Genomic DNA, 13,943 nt, shown 5'->3' with positions numbered 1-13,943 from the left:
CGGGGCACTGCCCCGCACGGCTTTGCGGTCGTCGTCAGCGCCGGTGCGGGTGACGCGTCAGCGTGTAGCCGCCCACGGCCGCGAGGGCGGCGAGGACGGCACCGCCCACGGTCCACGCCCAGCGGTCCGACCACCAGCTGCCGTTCCAGCCGCCGTCGGGCTCGGCCACGGCCACGGCGTGCAGGGGCGCGCCCAGCTCGCCGCCCCCGGCCTGGGCTCCCCCGGCGTCCTTCGCGGTCGCCTTGACCTCGGCGTGCACGGGCGTGCCGAGGTCGGTGGCGGGCGCGTCCGTGACGGTGAGCCGCAGGTAGTAGGCGCCGGGCAGCGGGTCGTCGGACCAGCGCTCGGCCCACGGCCGCACCGTCCGCAGGGTGCAGGTGAGGGTCACCGTGGCATCCGTCCGCGAGACGTGCTTCGACGGCTCGCCGGAGGCGCAGGCCTGGCGGCGGCGCAGTCCGTCGAAGAGGTCGATCTGCCAGGTGGCCGGCCCGCTGCGCACGGACGCCTCCGGCAGGGTCACCGTCGCGGTGGCCGTGACCTGCTGGCCGGCCCCCGCGGGGAACTGCCAGTAGAGGTAGTCGCCGGTGGAGCCCTGTGCCGCGGCCTGCTCGCCCGGCTTGACGGGCGTGGCGGTACGGAAGGACGTACCGGCCTCGGACGGTGCACTGTCGTCGGCGACGGCGGCCGGGGCCGCCGCGCACAGCGCCGCTCCGGCGAGCAGCGCCGCGGCCACGGTGCGCCGCGTCCGCTCGAAGATCTGCCGGTTCATCAGTTCTCCCTCCACACCGCGACGCGCCAGCGGGCCAGCCAGCCCCACAGCAGGCCGGCGAGCAGGCCGGTCACGCCGAGCACGGCCAGCAGGATCCAGCCCCGGCCCAGGCCGAAGGCGGCCAGGTCGGAGGGGTTGTCGGGGGACTTCACCAGATCCACGGCGAGTTCGACGGGCAGGCCCGGGTCGCGCTTGACGGAGGGCGGTGCGGAGAAGGAGTTGGAGACCTCCAGGCAGACCGACTCGGCCTTCTGGCCATCGTTCTTCTTCGCCTTGCCGGTCGCGTAGCGCAGACCCGTGGCCATGACGTCGGTGCGGCCGCTGCCGGCGTCGTTGCCCCGGACGAGCTCCTGCCCGTTCTCGCCCACGGCTCTCAGCAGGACGCCGTAGTCCCGGTCGACCTGCCGGTCCGCGGCCACGCTGACCGAGGCCCGCAGCTCCTGACCGGGCTTCATCTTGACGCGGTACCAGCGGTGCTCGGCGAACTGCTCGCGGTCGGTGAAGACACCGGCACCGAGCTCGGGCGCGGTGGCGCACGCGTTGGCGCCCTGGACGGGCTTGACGGTCTCGGCAGGGGTTTCGGACCGTTTCACGAGCTGCTTGACGCGGCCGGTGAGCTCCTTGCGGTGCCGCACGGTGGTGTACGTGCCGCCGGTGGCCTCGGCGATGCAGGTCAGCTGCTCGCGGGTCTTGTCGTCGTGGGCCAGGCCGAGGGTGTCCACGGTCAAGTGGGTTCCCTTGGCGGCCAGTTCGCGGGCCACCTCGCAGGGGTCGGGCTGGCCGCAGGTATCCTCGCCGTCGGTGATGAGGACGACGCGGCGGGTGCCGCCGTCGGTGCCGAGGTCCTGGTCGGCACCGCGCAGTGCGAGGCTGATCGGCGTCCAGCCGGTCGGGCGCAGGGTGGCGACGGCCGTCTTGGCGTCGGTCTTGTCCACCTTGCCGACGGGGTAGAGCTGCTTGCTGTCCTTGCAGCCGATCTCCTTGTCGTCACCGGGGTAGGTGGCGCCGAGGGTGCGGATGCCGAGCCGCACGCCGTCCGGCAGCGCGTCGATGACGTCGTCGAACGCCTGCTGCGCGGCGGACATGCGGGAACCGCCGTCGATGTCGCGCGTGCTCATCGAGCCGCTGACGTCGAGGACCAGCTCGACCTTCGGGGAGTCCTTCGGGGGCCCGTCGGCGGCGTGTGCCGGCACCACGCCCCCGGCCAGGGCGGCGAGCAGGGCACACGCGCCCGCCGCGAGCCGTCTTGTGATGATCATCCGAGGATCCTAGGGGCGGTCGGCGGGCGGGCTCAAAACGGGTGTGCGCCCCCCAGTACTTCCTGCAGGGAACTGCCGTGCTCGGCCCAGGCCCGCAGCCGTTCGCGGTCGATCCAGTGGACGCCGTACCGGTCGCCCCACTCCCTCGCGTCGCGCGTGAGGCCCCCGTTGGTCACCACGACGGCGACGTCGGCACCGTGCACGGGTGTTGCGGTGCCCTTCGCCTTGCTCCGGCCCGGTGCCGGCGCAGCACCCCGGAGTGCGTCGACTGCAGGCTCGTCGCGGTTGCTCGCGCAGTTCCCCACGCCTCGTAAGGGGCGCGGGGAACTGCGCGACCAGCCGCAACGGACCCGCCAGCTACTCCCCGCCCTCCAGGTCCCCCTCCGTCTCCAGGAACGCCTCCCGCAGACCCGCGAGGGTCTGCGGGTCCGGCTTGGCCCACATCCCCCGGCTCTCCGCCTCCAGCAACCGCTCCGCGATGCCGTGCAGGGCCCAGGGGTTGGCCTCCTGGAGGAAGGCTCGGTTCTCCGGGTCGAGGACGTATGTCTGGGCTAGCTTGTCGTACATCCAGTCGGGGACGACGCCGGTGGTGGCGTCGTAGCCGAACAGGTAGTCCACGGTGGCGGCGAGTTCGAAGGCGCCCTTGTAGCCGTGGCGGCGCATGGCCTCGATCCAGCGGGGGTTGACCACGCGGGCGCGGAAGACGCGGGAGGTCTCCTCGACGAGGGTGCGGGTGCGGACCGTCTCCGGGCGGGTGGAGTCGCCGATGTAGGCCTCGGGGGCGGTGCCCCTGAGCGCCTTGACGGTGGCCACCATGCCGCCGTGGTACTGGAAGTAGTCGTCGGAGTCGGCGATGTCGTGCTCGCGCGTGTCGGTGTTCTTGGCGGCGACCGCGATGCGCTTGTACGCGCTCTCCATCTCCGCGCGGGCCGGGCGGCCTTCGAGGCCGCGGCCGTAGGCGTAGCCGCCCCAGGTCGTGTAGACCTCGGCGAGGTCGGCGTCGGTGCGCCAGTCGCGGCTGTCGATGAGCTGGAGCAGTCCGGCGCCGTAGGTGCCCGGCCGGGAGCCGAAGATCCTTGTGGTGGCGCGGCGTTCGTCGCCGTGCTCGGCGAGGTCGGCCCGGGCGTGGGCGCGGACGAAGTTCTGCCCGTCGGGCTCGTCCAGCGAGGCGGCCAGCCGCACCGCGTCGTCGAGCAGGCCGATGACGTGCGGGAAGGCGTCGCGGAAGAAGCCGCTGATGCGGAGGGTGACGTCGATGCGGGGGCGGCCCAACTCCTCTGGTTCGATGGGCTCCAGGCCCGTCACGCGGCGCGAGGCGTCGTCCCAGACCGGCCGGACGCCCAGCAGGGCGAGGGCCTCGGCGACGTCGTCGCCGGCGGTACGCATGGCGCTCGTCCCCCACAGGGACAGGCCGACCGACGTCGGCCAGTCGCCGTTGTCGGTGCGGTAGCGCTCCACCAGGGAGTCGGCGAGGGCCTGTCCGGTCTCCCAGGCGAGGCGGCTGGGGACGGCCTTGGGGTCGACGGAGTAGAAGTTGCGGCCGGTGGGCAGCACGTTGACCAGGCCGCGCAGGGGGGAGCCGGAGGGGCCTGCGGGAACGAAGCGGCCGTCCAGCGCCCTTACGGCGTTGCCGAGCTCGTCCGTCGTCGCGGCCAGGCGGGGGACGACCTCGCGCGCCGCGAAGTCCAGGACGGCGGCGACCTGTTCGCCGTGCTCGGTGGGCACGGCCGCCGGGTCCCAGCCGGCGGCCTCCATGGCCTCCACCAGGGCGCGGGCCTTCTCCTCCGCCTCGTCCGCCGTCGTCCGCGTCGCCGCGGACTCGTCGAGACCGAGCGCCTCGCGCAGGCCCGGCAGGGCCGCCGTGCCGCCCCAGATCTGGCGGGCGCGCAGGATCGACAGGACCAGGTTCACTCGGTCGGCGCCGGCCGGGGCGTTGCCCAGCACATGCAGGCCGTCGCGGATCTGGGCGTCCTTGACCTCGCACAGCCAGCCGTCGACGTGCAGCAGGAAGTCGTCGAAGCCGTCGTCCCCGGGACGCTCCTCCATGCCGAGGTCGTGGTCGAGCCGGGCGGCCTGGATCAGGGTCCAGATCTGGGCGCGGATGGCCGGGAGCTTGGCCGGGTCCATGGACGAGATCTGGGCGTACTCGTCGAGGAGTTGCTCCAGGCGCGCGATGTCGCCGTAGGACTCGGCGCGGGCCATGGGCGGCACGAGGTGGTCGACGAGCGTGGCGTGGGCGCGGCGCTTGGCCTGGGTGCCCTCGCCCGGGTCGTTGACGAGGAAGGGGTAGACGAGCGGCAGGTCGCCGAGGGCGGCGTCGGGGCCGCAGGCGGCGGACAGGCCGGCGTTCTTGCCGGGCAGCCACTCCAGGTTGCCGTGCTTGCCGAGGTGCACCATCGCGTCGGCGCCGAAGCCGCCGTCCTCGCGGGAGGCCGCGATCCAGCGGTAGGCGGCCAGGTAGTGGTGCGAGGGCGGCAGATCGGGATCGTGGTAGATGGCGATGGGGTTCTCGCCGAAGCCGCGCGGCGGCTGGATGAGGATCAGCAGGTTGCCGCGGCGCAGGGCGGCCAGCACGATGTCGCCCTCGGGGTTGCGGCTGCGGTCGAGGAACATCTCGCCGGGCGCGGGCCCCCAGTGCTCCTCGACGGCCTCGCGCAGTTCGGCCGGGAGCTGGGCGTACCAGCGCTTGTAGTCGGCGGCCGGGATGCGGACGGGGTTGCGGGCGAGCTGTTCCTCGGTGAGCCAGTCCTGGTCGTGGCCGCCGGCCTCGATGAGGGCGTAGATGAGCTCGTCACCGTCGCCGGACGCGAGGCCCGGGACCTCTTCGTCGCCGAAGTCGTAGCCCTCCGCGCGGAGTCGGCGCAGCAGGGCGACGGCGCTGGCGGGGGTGTCGAGGCCGACGGCGTTGCCGATGCGGGAGTGCTTGGTGGGGTAGGCGGAGAGCACGAGGGCGATCCGCTTCTCGGCTGCCGGGATGTGGCGCAGGCGGGCGTGGCGTACGGCGATGCCGGCGACGCGGGCGGCGCGCTCGGGGTCGGCGACGTAGGCGGGCAGGCCGTCCTCGTCGACCTCCTTGAAGGAGAACGGGACGGTGATGATGCGCCCGTCGAACTCCGGCACGGCGACCTGGGTCGCGGAGTCGAGCGGGGAGAGCCCCTCGTCGTTCTCCTCCCACGCGCTGCGCGGGCCGGTGAGGCACAGGGCCTGCAGGATCGGCACGTCCAGGGAGGCGAGCGCACCCGCGTCCCAGGACTCGTCGTCGCCGCCCGCCGAGGCCTCGGCGGGCCGGGTGCCGCCGGCGGCGAGCACGGTGGTGACGACGACGTCGGCAGCGCGCAGGGCGTCGACGAGTTCGGTCTCGGGGGCGCGCAGCGAGGCGACGTACAGCGGCAGCGCCCGGCCGCCCGCGTCCTCGACGGCACCGCAGAGGGCGTCGACGAAGGCGGTGTTGCCGCTCATGTGGTGGGCGCGGTAGTAGAGCACGGCGACGAGCGGGCCGCCGGGGTTGTCCGCGCGCGGGGTGCGCTCGAGCTCGCCCCAGGACGGGGCGGGGGCGGGCGGTTCGAACCCGTGGCCGGTGAGCAGCACGGTGTCGGAGAGGAACCGCGCCAGCTGGTCGAGGTTGGCGGGCCCGCCGTGGGCGAGGTAGGCGTGGGCCTCGGCGGCGATGCCGATGGGCACGGTCGAGTGCTCCATCAGCTGGGCGTCGGGCGCCTGTTCACCGGTGAGGACGACGACGGGCCGCTCCCCCGCGAGCAGCAGGTCCAGCCCTTCCTGCCAGGCGCGGACGCCGCCGAGGAGCCGTACGACGACGAGGTCGGTGTCCTCCAGCAGCACGGGCAGCTCTTCGAGCGCGAGCCGGGCGGGGTTGGCGAGCCGGTACGGGACCGGGCCGCCGGCCGCGCGGGCGCTGAGCAGGTCGGTGTCGGACGTCGACAGGAGAAGGATGCGCATGCTGCGGCTGGCCCTTCCTCGGGGTCCGCGCCCCGGGTGGTCGTGAGGACGGCGGGAGTTCCTGACTCGCCCGGCGTCTCACCGCCGCGCTCACAGTGGCGGGACCGTGCCGGAATCACACCGGCTTCCTCCCCTGTCGCCGTCTCTGGCGTGGTCATACTAGCGGGGGCGGAGGGGCGCCCCGAAGGGGCGCGAGACAGTTTCGATATGCGGCTCCGCCGCGTGGGCGCGACCGGCCTCCACCGACCCGCAGTCGGCCGACGGGCCCGGCAGCACCCCCCACCGTGGGTATGCTCGCCGCCATGCCCGCCCCCACCGACCCCCCTGTCCGCACCGGCGGCGACCGCTGCCCCGGTGCACTCCGACTGCACACCGCGGACGACGGCGCGCTGGCGCGCATCCGGCTGCCGGGCGGCCTCCTGACGGCCCGTCAGGCATCGGTAATGGCCGACCTGGCCGACGAGTTGGGCGACGGACACCTCGACCTCACCTCCCGCGGCAACGTCCAGCTCCGCGCCCTGCCCGCCACCTGCGGCAGTGAACTCGGCAACCGCCTCCGCGAGGCCGGCCTGCTGCCCTCCGAACAGCACGACCGCGTACGGAACGTGGCGGCGTCCCCGCTCTGCGGCCTCGACGGCCCGGCTCCCGCCGACGTCCAGGCCTGGGCCCGCGAACTGGACCGGCTCCTCTGCGCGAACCCGAACATCACTGAGCTTTCCGGACGTTTCCTCTTCGGCCTGGACGACGGCCGCGGCGATATCGCCGCCCTCGTCCCCGATGTGACATTGATCGCAACGGACGACGGACACGCCCTGCTCTCCTACGCGGCGGCCGGCTCCTGCCTGCGCATCCCCGCTGCGCACGCCCCGCGCGCGGCCGTGCTCGCGGCCGAGTGGTTCCTGAGCGAGCGGCGTCGCAACGGCAGCACCGCCTGGCGGGTCGCCGAACTCCCCGCCGGACAGCGGCCGCGCCTGGACGTGTTGGGGCAACAGCTCGCCGCCGAGGGCATCGCCGCCGAGTCGGCCGAGAGGGCTCCGCGGACGGGCACCCCCACGCCCCCCGGACTCGTCCCCGGCCCCGGCGGCCGGACCGCGCTGTCGGTCACGGCCCCGCTCGGCCGTCTGAACACCGGCCAGTGGCGGCTGCTGTGCGCAACGGCCGGTTCCGGCGAGCTGCGCGTGACCCCGTGGCGCGGCATCGTCGTCCCCGGCCTCCCCGCCGACGAGGCCCCCGCCCGCCTGACGGCCCTCGCGGAGGCGGGACTCGTCACCTCCCCCGAATCCGCCTGGCACCGCGCGGGCGCGTGCGCCGGCCGCCCCGGCTGCGCCAAGTCCCGTGCGGACGTACGGGCGGACGCGGCGGCCTGCCTCGCGCGGTCCGCCCCCGGGCAGCCCCTGCCCGTGTACTGGTCGGGGTGCGAACGCCGTTGCGGCCACCCCGCCGACAGCGGCTGGTGGGTGGACGTCCTGGCGACGGGCGACGGCTACCGCATCGCGATACGCGACGGGGCGACGGAGACGGCACCGGTGACGGTGCCGTCAGCAGACCTGGCCGGCGCGGTGGCGGCGGCCCGTACCACCACACGATGAACGACGAGGGCGACGAGGGCACAGTGTTCGACTACGACAAGGACGGCGCGTCCATCTACCGCCAGTCCTTCGCCACCATCCGCGCCGAGGCCGACCTCGGCGGACTGCCGCCGGACGTCGGCAAGGTGGCCGTGCGCATGATCCACGCGTGCGGGATGACCGATCTCGTCCGCGACCTGGCCTGGTCCCCGCAGGCCGTGGCCCGCGCCCGCGAGGCGCTGCGCGCGGGTGCGCCCGTCCTGTGCGACGCCAACATGGTCGCCAGCGGCGTCACCCGCAAGCGGCTGCCCGCGGACAACGAGGTGCTGTGCACCCTCGCCGACCCGTCGGTGCCCGAACTGGCCCGGCGCATGGGCACCACGCGCAGCGCCGCGGCCCTGGAACTCTGGCGCGACAGGCTGGACGGCGCGGTGGTGGCCGTCGGCAACGCGCCGACCGCGCTGTTCCGCCTGCTGGAGATGGTCGCGGAGGGCGCACCGCGCCCGGCGGCCGTGCTCGGCATACCGGTCGGCTTCATCGGTGCCGCCGAGTCCAAGGAGGCGCTGGCGAGCAACCGGTTGGGGCTGGAGTACCTGGTGGTGCGGGGGCGGCGCGGCGGCAGTGCCATGGCCGCGGCCGCGATCAATGCGATAGCGAGCGAGGAAGAGTGAGCGAGCACAAGTCCGGACGGCTCTACGGAGTGGGCCTCGGCCCCGGCGACCCGTCCCTGATGACCGTACGGGCGGTGGAGGTCGTCGCCGCCGCCGACGTCGTCGCCTACCACAGCGCCCGGCACGGCCGCTCCATCGCGCGCACCATCGCCGAACGCCACCTGCGCCCCGACCACATCGAGGAGCGGCTCGTCTACCCCGTCACCACGGAGACGACCGACCACCCGGGCGGCTACCGGGGCGCGATGGAGGAGTTCTACGAGGAGGCCGCCGCCCGGCTGGCCGCGCACCTGGACGCCGGGCGCACCGTGGCCGTGCTCGCCGAGGGCGACCCGCTCTTCTACAGCTCGTACATGCACATGCACAAGCGGCTGGCCCACCGCTACCCGACCGAGGTCGTCCCCGGCGTCACCTCGGTGAGCGCGGCCGCGGCCCGGCTCGGCGAGCCGCTGGTGGAGGGCGAGGAGGTGCTGACGATCCTTCCGGGCACCCTGCCCGAGGAGGAGCTGACGGCCCGCCTGGCCGCCACCGACTCGGCCGTGGTCATGAAGCTCGGCCGCACCTTCCCCGCGGTGAAGGGCGCGCTGGAGCGCTCGGGCCGCCTGGCGGAGGCACGGTACGTCGAGCGCGCCACGATGAGCGGGGAGCGCACGGGCCGCGTTGCGGACGTGGACCCCGGGTCCGTGCCGTACTTCTCGGTGGCGGTGCTGCCGAGCCATGGGGGTACCTCCCATGCCGTTCAGGCTATGGGGGAGGGCGCCGAGCCCGTTGCGGAGGGCCGGGGCGAGGTCACGGTCGTCGGGCTCGGCCCGGCGGGGCCGCTGTGGCTGACGCCCGAGGCGCGGGGCGCGCTGGCGGCCGCGGAGGACCTGGTCGGCTACACGACCTACCTGGACCGGGTGCCGGTGCGCCCGGGGCAGCAGCGGCACGCCTCGGACAACAAGGTGGAGTCCGAACGCGCCGAGTTCGCCCTGGACCTGGCCCGGCAGGGCCGCCGGGTCGCCGTCGTCTCGTCCGGCGACCCCGGGGTCTTCGCCATGGCCACCGCGGTGCTGGAGGTCGCCTCGGAGGGCCCGTACCGCGAGGTGCCGGTGCGGGTGGTCCCCGGCATGACGGCCGCCCACGCGGCGGCGTCCCGCGCGGGCGCCCCGCTGGGTCACGACTACGCGGTCGTCTCGCTGTCCGACCGCCTCAAGCCGTGGGAGGTCGTCGCGGAACGCCTGCGCGCGGCGGCGGCAGCGGACCTGGTGCTGGCGCTGTACAACCCCGGTTCGCGCAGCCGCACCTGGCAGGTGGGCAAGGCGCGGGACGTCCTCCTGGAGCACCGGGCGCCCGAGACCCCGGTGGTCCTCGGGCGCGACGTGGGCGGCCCGGAGGAGAGCGTACGGATCGTCCGCCTCGGCGAACTGGTGCCGGAGGAGGTCGACATGCGGACGATCCTCATCGTGGGCTCGACGCAGACGCGGGCGGTGCGGCGCGCCTCCGGCGAGGAAATCGTGTGGACCCCGAGGCGGTACCCGGAGGGGTAAGTCGGGGCTGCGCCCCGTAAGGGGCGCGGGGCTGTGACACCATGCGGCTCCGCCGCGTGGGCGCGACCGGCGGATCTTCGTCGCCCCGGCACCACGGCGCCCCGTAAGGGGCGCGGGGAACTGCGCGAGCAACCACGACGGCCCACGGCCGACGTCCCCGGGGCTACGCCCCGGAACCCCAGGGGCAGTGCCTCAACTGCAGGCCGGTAGGGGCTTGTCGCGCAGTTCCCCGCGCCCCTTACGGGGCGCCGTGGTGCCGGGGCGGCACAGCCACGCAACCGCCCCGGCCACGTCAGTGGCCACGGGCACACCCTCCGGCACCGGGGGCCGCCTCACCACGACGACCGGTACCCCCGCCTCCCGCGCAGCGACGAGCTTCGCGGCCGTGGCAACGGCCCCGCTGTCCTTCGTCACCAGCACATCGATGCGATGCCGCCGCAGCAGCTCCCGCTCCCCCTCCACCGTGAACGGGCCCCGGTCCAGCAGCACGTCCATCCGGGCCGGCACCGCACCTTCCGGCGCGTCCACGGAGCGCACGAGGAACCACATATCCTCGAGGTGCGCAAAAGCCGCCAGTCCCATCCGTCCCGTGGTCAGGAACGCCCGTTCCCCCAGCGCGGGCAGCGCACTCGCCGCCTCCTCCAGAGAGGCGACGTCGTGCCAGTCGTCACCGGGCCCCGCGACCCAACCGGGGCGGCGGAGGGCCAGCAGGGGAACATGGACGTCCGCGGCGGCCTGCGCCGCGTTGAAACTGATCGTGCCGGCGAAAGGATGGGTGGCGTCGATGAGCGCGTCCACCTGCTGCTCGCGCAGCCAGCGGGCCAGGCCTTCGGGTCCCCCGAACCCCCCGATCCGTACCTCGCCCGCCGGCAGCCGGGGTTGTGCGACGCGGCCGGCCAGCGAGCTGGTGACCCGCAGCGACGGGTCTGCGACCAGCTCGGCTGCGAGGTGCCGCGCCTCGGTGGTGCCGCCGAGGATCAGGACGTGGCGCACGTCGCTCCCCCTTACGTTCACGTTCACGCTCGCCAACCCTAGGCCAGGAGCGCCCCGTGGCTGACGCCGAGGCAACCGGCGGCCGTACCGCTCAGCTCCAGCACACCGGCCTCCGGCACGGCTGGACGACCGGGGCCTGCGCCACCGCGGCCACCACGGCCGCGTACACGGCGCTGCTCACCGGGGAGTTCCCCGACCCCGTGACGATCACCCTGCCCAAGGGGCAGACGCCGGCGTTCGCGCTCGCCGCGGAGGAGAAGAGTGCGGGCCGGGCGATGGCGGCCGTCGTCAAGGACGCCGGTGACGACCCGGACGTCACGCACGGCGCCCTGGTCCGCGCCACGGTCCGGGCCCTGCCGGCCGGTTCGGGCGTGGTGTTCCGGGCCGGTCCGGGCGTGGGCACGGTCACCCGGCCCGGGCTGCCGCTGGCCGTGGGCGAGCCCGCGATCAACCCCGTGCCCCGGCAGATGATGCGCGAGCACGTGGCCGCCGTGGCGGAGCGGCACCGCGGCACGGGCGACGTCGAGATCGAGATCTCGGTCGACAACGGCGAGGAGATCGCCCGTTCCACCTGGAACCCGCGCCTGGGCATCCTGGGCGGGCTGTCGGTCCTCGGCACGACCGGCATCGTCGTGCCGTACTCCTGCTCGGCCTGGATCGACAGCATCCGGCGCGGCGTGGACGTCGCCCGCGCGGCGGGCCGCCGGCACGTGGCGGGGTGTACGGGCTCGACCTCGGAGAAGGTCGCGGTGGCCGTGCACGGCCTGCCGGAGGACGCGCTGCTGGACATGGGCGACTTCGCGGGCGCGGTGCTCAAGTACATCCGGCGCCACCCGGTGGACCGGCTCACGATCGCGGGCGGCTTCGCGAAGCTGTCGAAACTGGCGGCCGGGCACCTGGACCTGCACTCGTCCCGCTCCCAGGTCGACAAGGGCTTCCTCGCCCGGCTGGCCCGCCGGGGCGGGGCGGACGAGGCGCTGGCGGAGTCGGTCGCCGCGGCCAACACGGGCCTGGACGCGCTGCAGCAGTGCGCGGCCCGGGGCGTCCGGCTGGGCGACCTCGTCGCCGCCACGGCCCGCGACGAGGCGCTGACGGTGCTGCGGGGCGCACCGGTCAGCGTGGACGTCATCTGCATCGACCGCGCGGGCACGATCGTGGGCCGCGCGGACCCGCGGGGCCCGCGCCCTTGAGCTACGGCTGCCCGCACCGCTCTCTGTCCGTCGAGTACAGATAGCTGTCCGGGAACTGCTCCGCCCCCAGCGGCCGCCCCACGACGATCACAGCCGTGCGCAGCACACCCGCGGCCTTCACCTGATCCGCGATGTCCGACAGCGTGCCGCGCAGCACCAGTTCGTCCGGCCGGCTGGCCATCGCGACGACGGCCGCCGGGCAGTCGGCCCCGTAGTGCGGGAGCAGTTCGGCGACGACCTCGTCCGCGTAGCGGGCGGCGAGGTGGAGGACGAGCAGGGCGCCGCTGCGGCCGAGGGTGGCGAGGTCCTCGCCGGGGGGCATCGGGGTGGCCTGGCGGGCGATGCGGGTGAGGATGACGGTCTGGCCGACGGTGGGCACGGTCAGTTCGCGGCCGAGGGCCGCCGCCGCGGCGGCGAACGCCGGGACGCCGGGGACGATCTCGTACGGGATGTCCACCGCGTCGAGCCGCCGCATCTGCTCGGCCACGGCGCTGAAGACCGACGGGTCGCCGGAGTGCAGCCGGGCCACGTCGTGGCCAGCCTCGTGGGCGCGGACGAACTCCTCGGTGATCCGGTCCAGATCGAGCCGGGCGGTGTCGACGAGCCGGGCGTCCGGCGGGCATTCGGCGAGGAGTTCGCGCGGCACGAGGCTGCCCGCGTACAGGCAGACCCCGCAGCGCGCCAGCGTCCGCACGCCGCGCACCGTGATCAGGTCGGCGGCGCCGGGGCCGGCGCCGATGAAGTACACGGTCATGGCTGTTGGCCTTCCTTGGTGACGGACCACTGGGTGACCGGCATGGCCTGACGCCAGCCGGTGAAGCCGCCGACGGGCACGGCACGGGCGACCGCGAGGCGGGTGAGGTCGCCGCCGCGGCGCCGGTACCAGTCGGCGAGCAGGGCCTCGGATTCGAGGGTGACGGTGTTGGCGACGAGCCGTCCCCCCGCGGGTAGCGCGTCCCAGCATGCCGCGAGCAGGCCGGGCGCGGTGAGGCCGCCGCCGATGAACACCGCGTCGGGGACGGGCAGTTCGGCCAGTGCTCCGGGGGCCGCCCCGGTGACGACGCGCAGGGCGGGCACGCCGAGCGACTCGGCGTTGCGGGCGATGCGGGCGGCGCGTACGGGGTCGCGCTCGACGGTGACGGCCCGGCAGGAGCGGTGGGCGCGCATCCACTCGATGCCGACGGACCCCGAGCCGCCGCCGATGTCCCACAGCAGTTCGCCGGGGGCGGGGGCGAGGGCGGCGAGCGTCACGGCCCGGACATGACGCTTCGTCAACTGTCCGTCGTTCTCGAAGACTTCGTCCGGCAGACCGGGGGCGACGCCGAGCCGGAGCGCGCCGGGGGCGGTACGGCACTCCACGGCGATGACGTTGAGCGGGTCGCCGGGCGGATGCGGCCAGTCGTCGGCGGTGCCGTCCACGCGGCGCTCGCAGTCGCCGCCGAGCTGCTCCAGGACGGTCAACCGGCTGGGCCCGAAGCCGCGTTCGCGCAGCAGCGCGGCGACCTCGGCGGGCGTGCCGGCCCCGGTGCTGAGCACCAGCAGCCGGCGGCCCTCGTGCAGGGCGGCACCGAGCGCGGCGAGCGGGCGGCCGACGAGGCTGATCACCTCGGCGTCGTCCAGCGGCAGCCCCAGCCGGGCACAGGCGTACGAGACCGAGGACGGGTGCGGCAGCACCCGCAGCCGGTCGGCGCCGAGCACCTCGACGAGGGTGCGGCCGATGCCGAAGAACATGGGGTCGCCGCTGGCCAGGACGCACACCCGTCGCCCGGCGTGCGCGGCGAACAGTCCCGGGACGGCGGGGCGCAGGGGCGAGGGCCAGGCGACGCGCTCCCCGGGGCACTCCGCGGGGACGAGGCCGAGCTGGCGCGGTCCGCCGACGAGGACCTCGGCCCGGCGCAGGGCGTCCTGGGACGCGGGGGCGAGGCCGGGCCAGCCGTCGGCGCCGATACCCACGACGGTGATGGGGAGGTCAGTCACGCCGGAACTCTACTGACCTGGGCGGATACCCGG

10 protein-coding genes, 1 pseudogene and 1 riboswitch are annotated in these 13,943 nt (G+C 74.8%); of the genes and pseudogenes, 4 read left to right on the top strand and 7 right to left on the bottom strand.

Annotated elements, in window-relative coordinates; genetic code table 11:
- Positions 1 to 34: 34 nt before the first annotated feature.
- The 4 genes and pseudogenes from ACLHRZ_RS04920 to cobN form a co-directional block, all read right to left on the bottom strand.
- Entirely contained in the window at positions 35 to 769 is a 735-nt protein-coding gene (locus ACLHRZ_RS04920; protein ID WP_490416992.1) for a hypothetical protein, read from the bottom strand.
- Positions 769 to 2,028: a VWA domain-containing protein gene (locus ACLHRZ_RS04915; RefSeq protein WP_490416991.1), complete on the bottom strand. Its 1,260-nt coding sequence runs from the start codon at positions 2,026 to 2,028 to the stop codon at positions 769 to 771. Before ACLHRZ_RS04915 ends, ACLHRZ_RS04920 begins: the two co-directional genes overlap by 1 nt.
- Before the next feature lie 32 nt (positions 2,029 to 2,060).
- Positions 2,061 to 2,249: pseudogene (locus ACLHRZ_RS04910) on the bottom strand (restriction endonuclease); the annotation flags it as partial.
- Between the two features lie 136 nt (positions 2,250 to 2,385).
- A complete protein-coding gene (gene cobN, locus ACLHRZ_RS04905; RefSeq protein ID WP_490416990.1) occupies positions 2,386 to 5,982 on the bottom strand; it encodes a cobaltochelatase subunit CobN in 3,597 nt (1,198 codons plus the stop codon).
- A gap of 34 nt (positions 5,983 to 6,016) precedes the next feature.
- Positions 6,017 to 6,141, bottom strand: a riboswitch (cobalamin riboswitch).
- Between the two features lie 143 nt (positions 6,142 to 6,284).
- Between cobN and cobG the strand changes: the two genes are divergently transcribed.
- From cobG to ACLHRZ_RS04890, 3 genes are read left to right on the top strand one after another with little or no spacing between them, the layout of a single operon-like run.
- Complete coding sequence (gene cobG, locus ACLHRZ_RS04900; RefSeq protein ID WP_490416989.1) at positions 6,285 to 7,571, top strand: precorrin-3B synthase; 1,287 nt, start codon at positions 6,285 to 6,287, stop codon at positions 7,569 to 7,571.
- On the top strand, positions 7,568 to 8,221 hold the full coding sequence (locus tag ACLHRZ_RS04895) for a precorrin-8X methylmutase (RefSeq protein WP_490416988.1): 654 nt from the start codon (positions 7,568 to 7,570) through the stop codon (positions 8,219 to 8,221). The genes cobG and ACLHRZ_RS04895 overlap by 4 nt, the downstream gene beginning before the upstream one ends.
- The gene (locus ACLHRZ_RS04890; protein WP_490416987.1) at positions 8,218 to 9,750 is read left to right on the top strand and encodes a precorrin-2 C(20)-methyltransferase; all 1,533 of its coding nucleotides are present in this window, start codon (positions 8,218 to 8,220) and stop codon (positions 9,748 to 9,750) included. The genes ACLHRZ_RS04895 and ACLHRZ_RS04890 overlap by 4 nt, the downstream gene beginning before the upstream one ends.
- 192 nt (positions 9,751 to 9,942) lie before the next feature.
- Here the strand turns inward: ACLHRZ_RS04890 and ACLHRZ_RS04885 are convergent, their stop codons facing one another.
- A complete protein-coding gene (locus ACLHRZ_RS04885; RefSeq protein WP_490416986.1) occupies positions 9,943 to 10,770 on the bottom strand; it encodes a cobalt-precorrin-6A reductase in 828 nt (275 codons plus the stop codon).
- A gap of 29 nt (positions 10,771 to 10,799) precedes the next feature.
- On the opposite strand from ACLHRZ_RS04885, the gene ACLHRZ_RS04880 reads away from it, so the two are divergent.
- Positions 10,800 to 11,933, top strand: coding sequence for a cobalt-precorrin-5B (C(1))-methyltransferase (locus ACLHRZ_RS04880; RefSeq protein ID WP_490416985.1), 1,134 nt, complete (start codon positions 10,800 to 10,802; stop codon positions 11,931 to 11,933).
- A gap of 1 nt (position 11,934) precedes the next feature.
- Here ACLHRZ_RS04880 and cobM read toward each other — a convergent pair whose 3' ends face one another.
- Both cobM and cbiE read right to left on the bottom strand, forming a co-directional pair.
- The gene (cobM, locus tag ACLHRZ_RS04875; protein ID WP_490416984.1) at positions 11,935 to 12,687 is read right to left on the bottom strand and encodes a precorrin-4 C(11)-methyltransferase; all 753 of its coding nucleotides are present in this window, start codon (positions 12,685 to 12,687) and stop codon (positions 11,935 to 11,937) included.
- Positions 12,684 to 13,910 carry a precorrin-6y C5,15-methyltransferase (decarboxylating) subunit CbiE gene (cbiE, locus tag ACLHRZ_RS04870; protein ID WP_490416983.1) on the bottom strand — a complete coding sequence of 409 codons (1,227 nt, stop codon included), beginning with the start codon at positions 13,908 to 13,910 and terminating at the stop codon, positions 12,684 to 12,686. The genes cobM and cbiE overlap by 4 nt, the downstream gene beginning before the upstream one ends.
- Positions 13,911 to 13,943 lie beyond the last annotated feature (33 nt).

The sequence above is a fragment of the Streptomyces sp. AM25 genome, from assembly GCF_058146165.1.
Note: the sequence above shows the minus strand (reverse complement) of the source record. Positions and strands in the feature narration are given on the sequence as shown.

Bases quoted from the DNA above. Each gene is read 5' to 3' on its own strand.
- cobM (WP_490416984.1), bottom strand. From the start codon at position 12,687: ATGACCGTGTACTTCATCGGCGCCGGCCCCGGCGCCGCCGACCTGATC.
- cobG (WP_490416989.1), top strand. From the start codon at position 6,285: ATGCCCGCCCCCACCGACCCCCCTGTCCGCACCGGCGGCGACCGCTGC.
- cobN (WP_490416990.1), bottom strand. From the start codon at position 5,982: ATGCGCATCCTTCTCCTGTCGACGTCCGACACCGACCTGCTCAGCGCC.
- ACLHRZ_RS04895 (WP_490416988.1), top strand. From the start codon at position 7,568: ATGAACGACGAGGGCGACGAGGGCACAGTGTTCGACTACGACAAGGAC.
- ACLHRZ_RS04920 (WP_490416992.1), bottom strand. From the start codon at position 769: ATGAACCGGCAGATCTTCGAGCGGACGCGGCGCACCGTGGCCGCGGCG.
- ACLHRZ_RS04915 (WP_490416991.1), bottom strand. From the start codon at position 2,028: ATGATCATCACAAGACGGCTCGCGGCGGGCGCGTGTGCCCTGCTCGCC.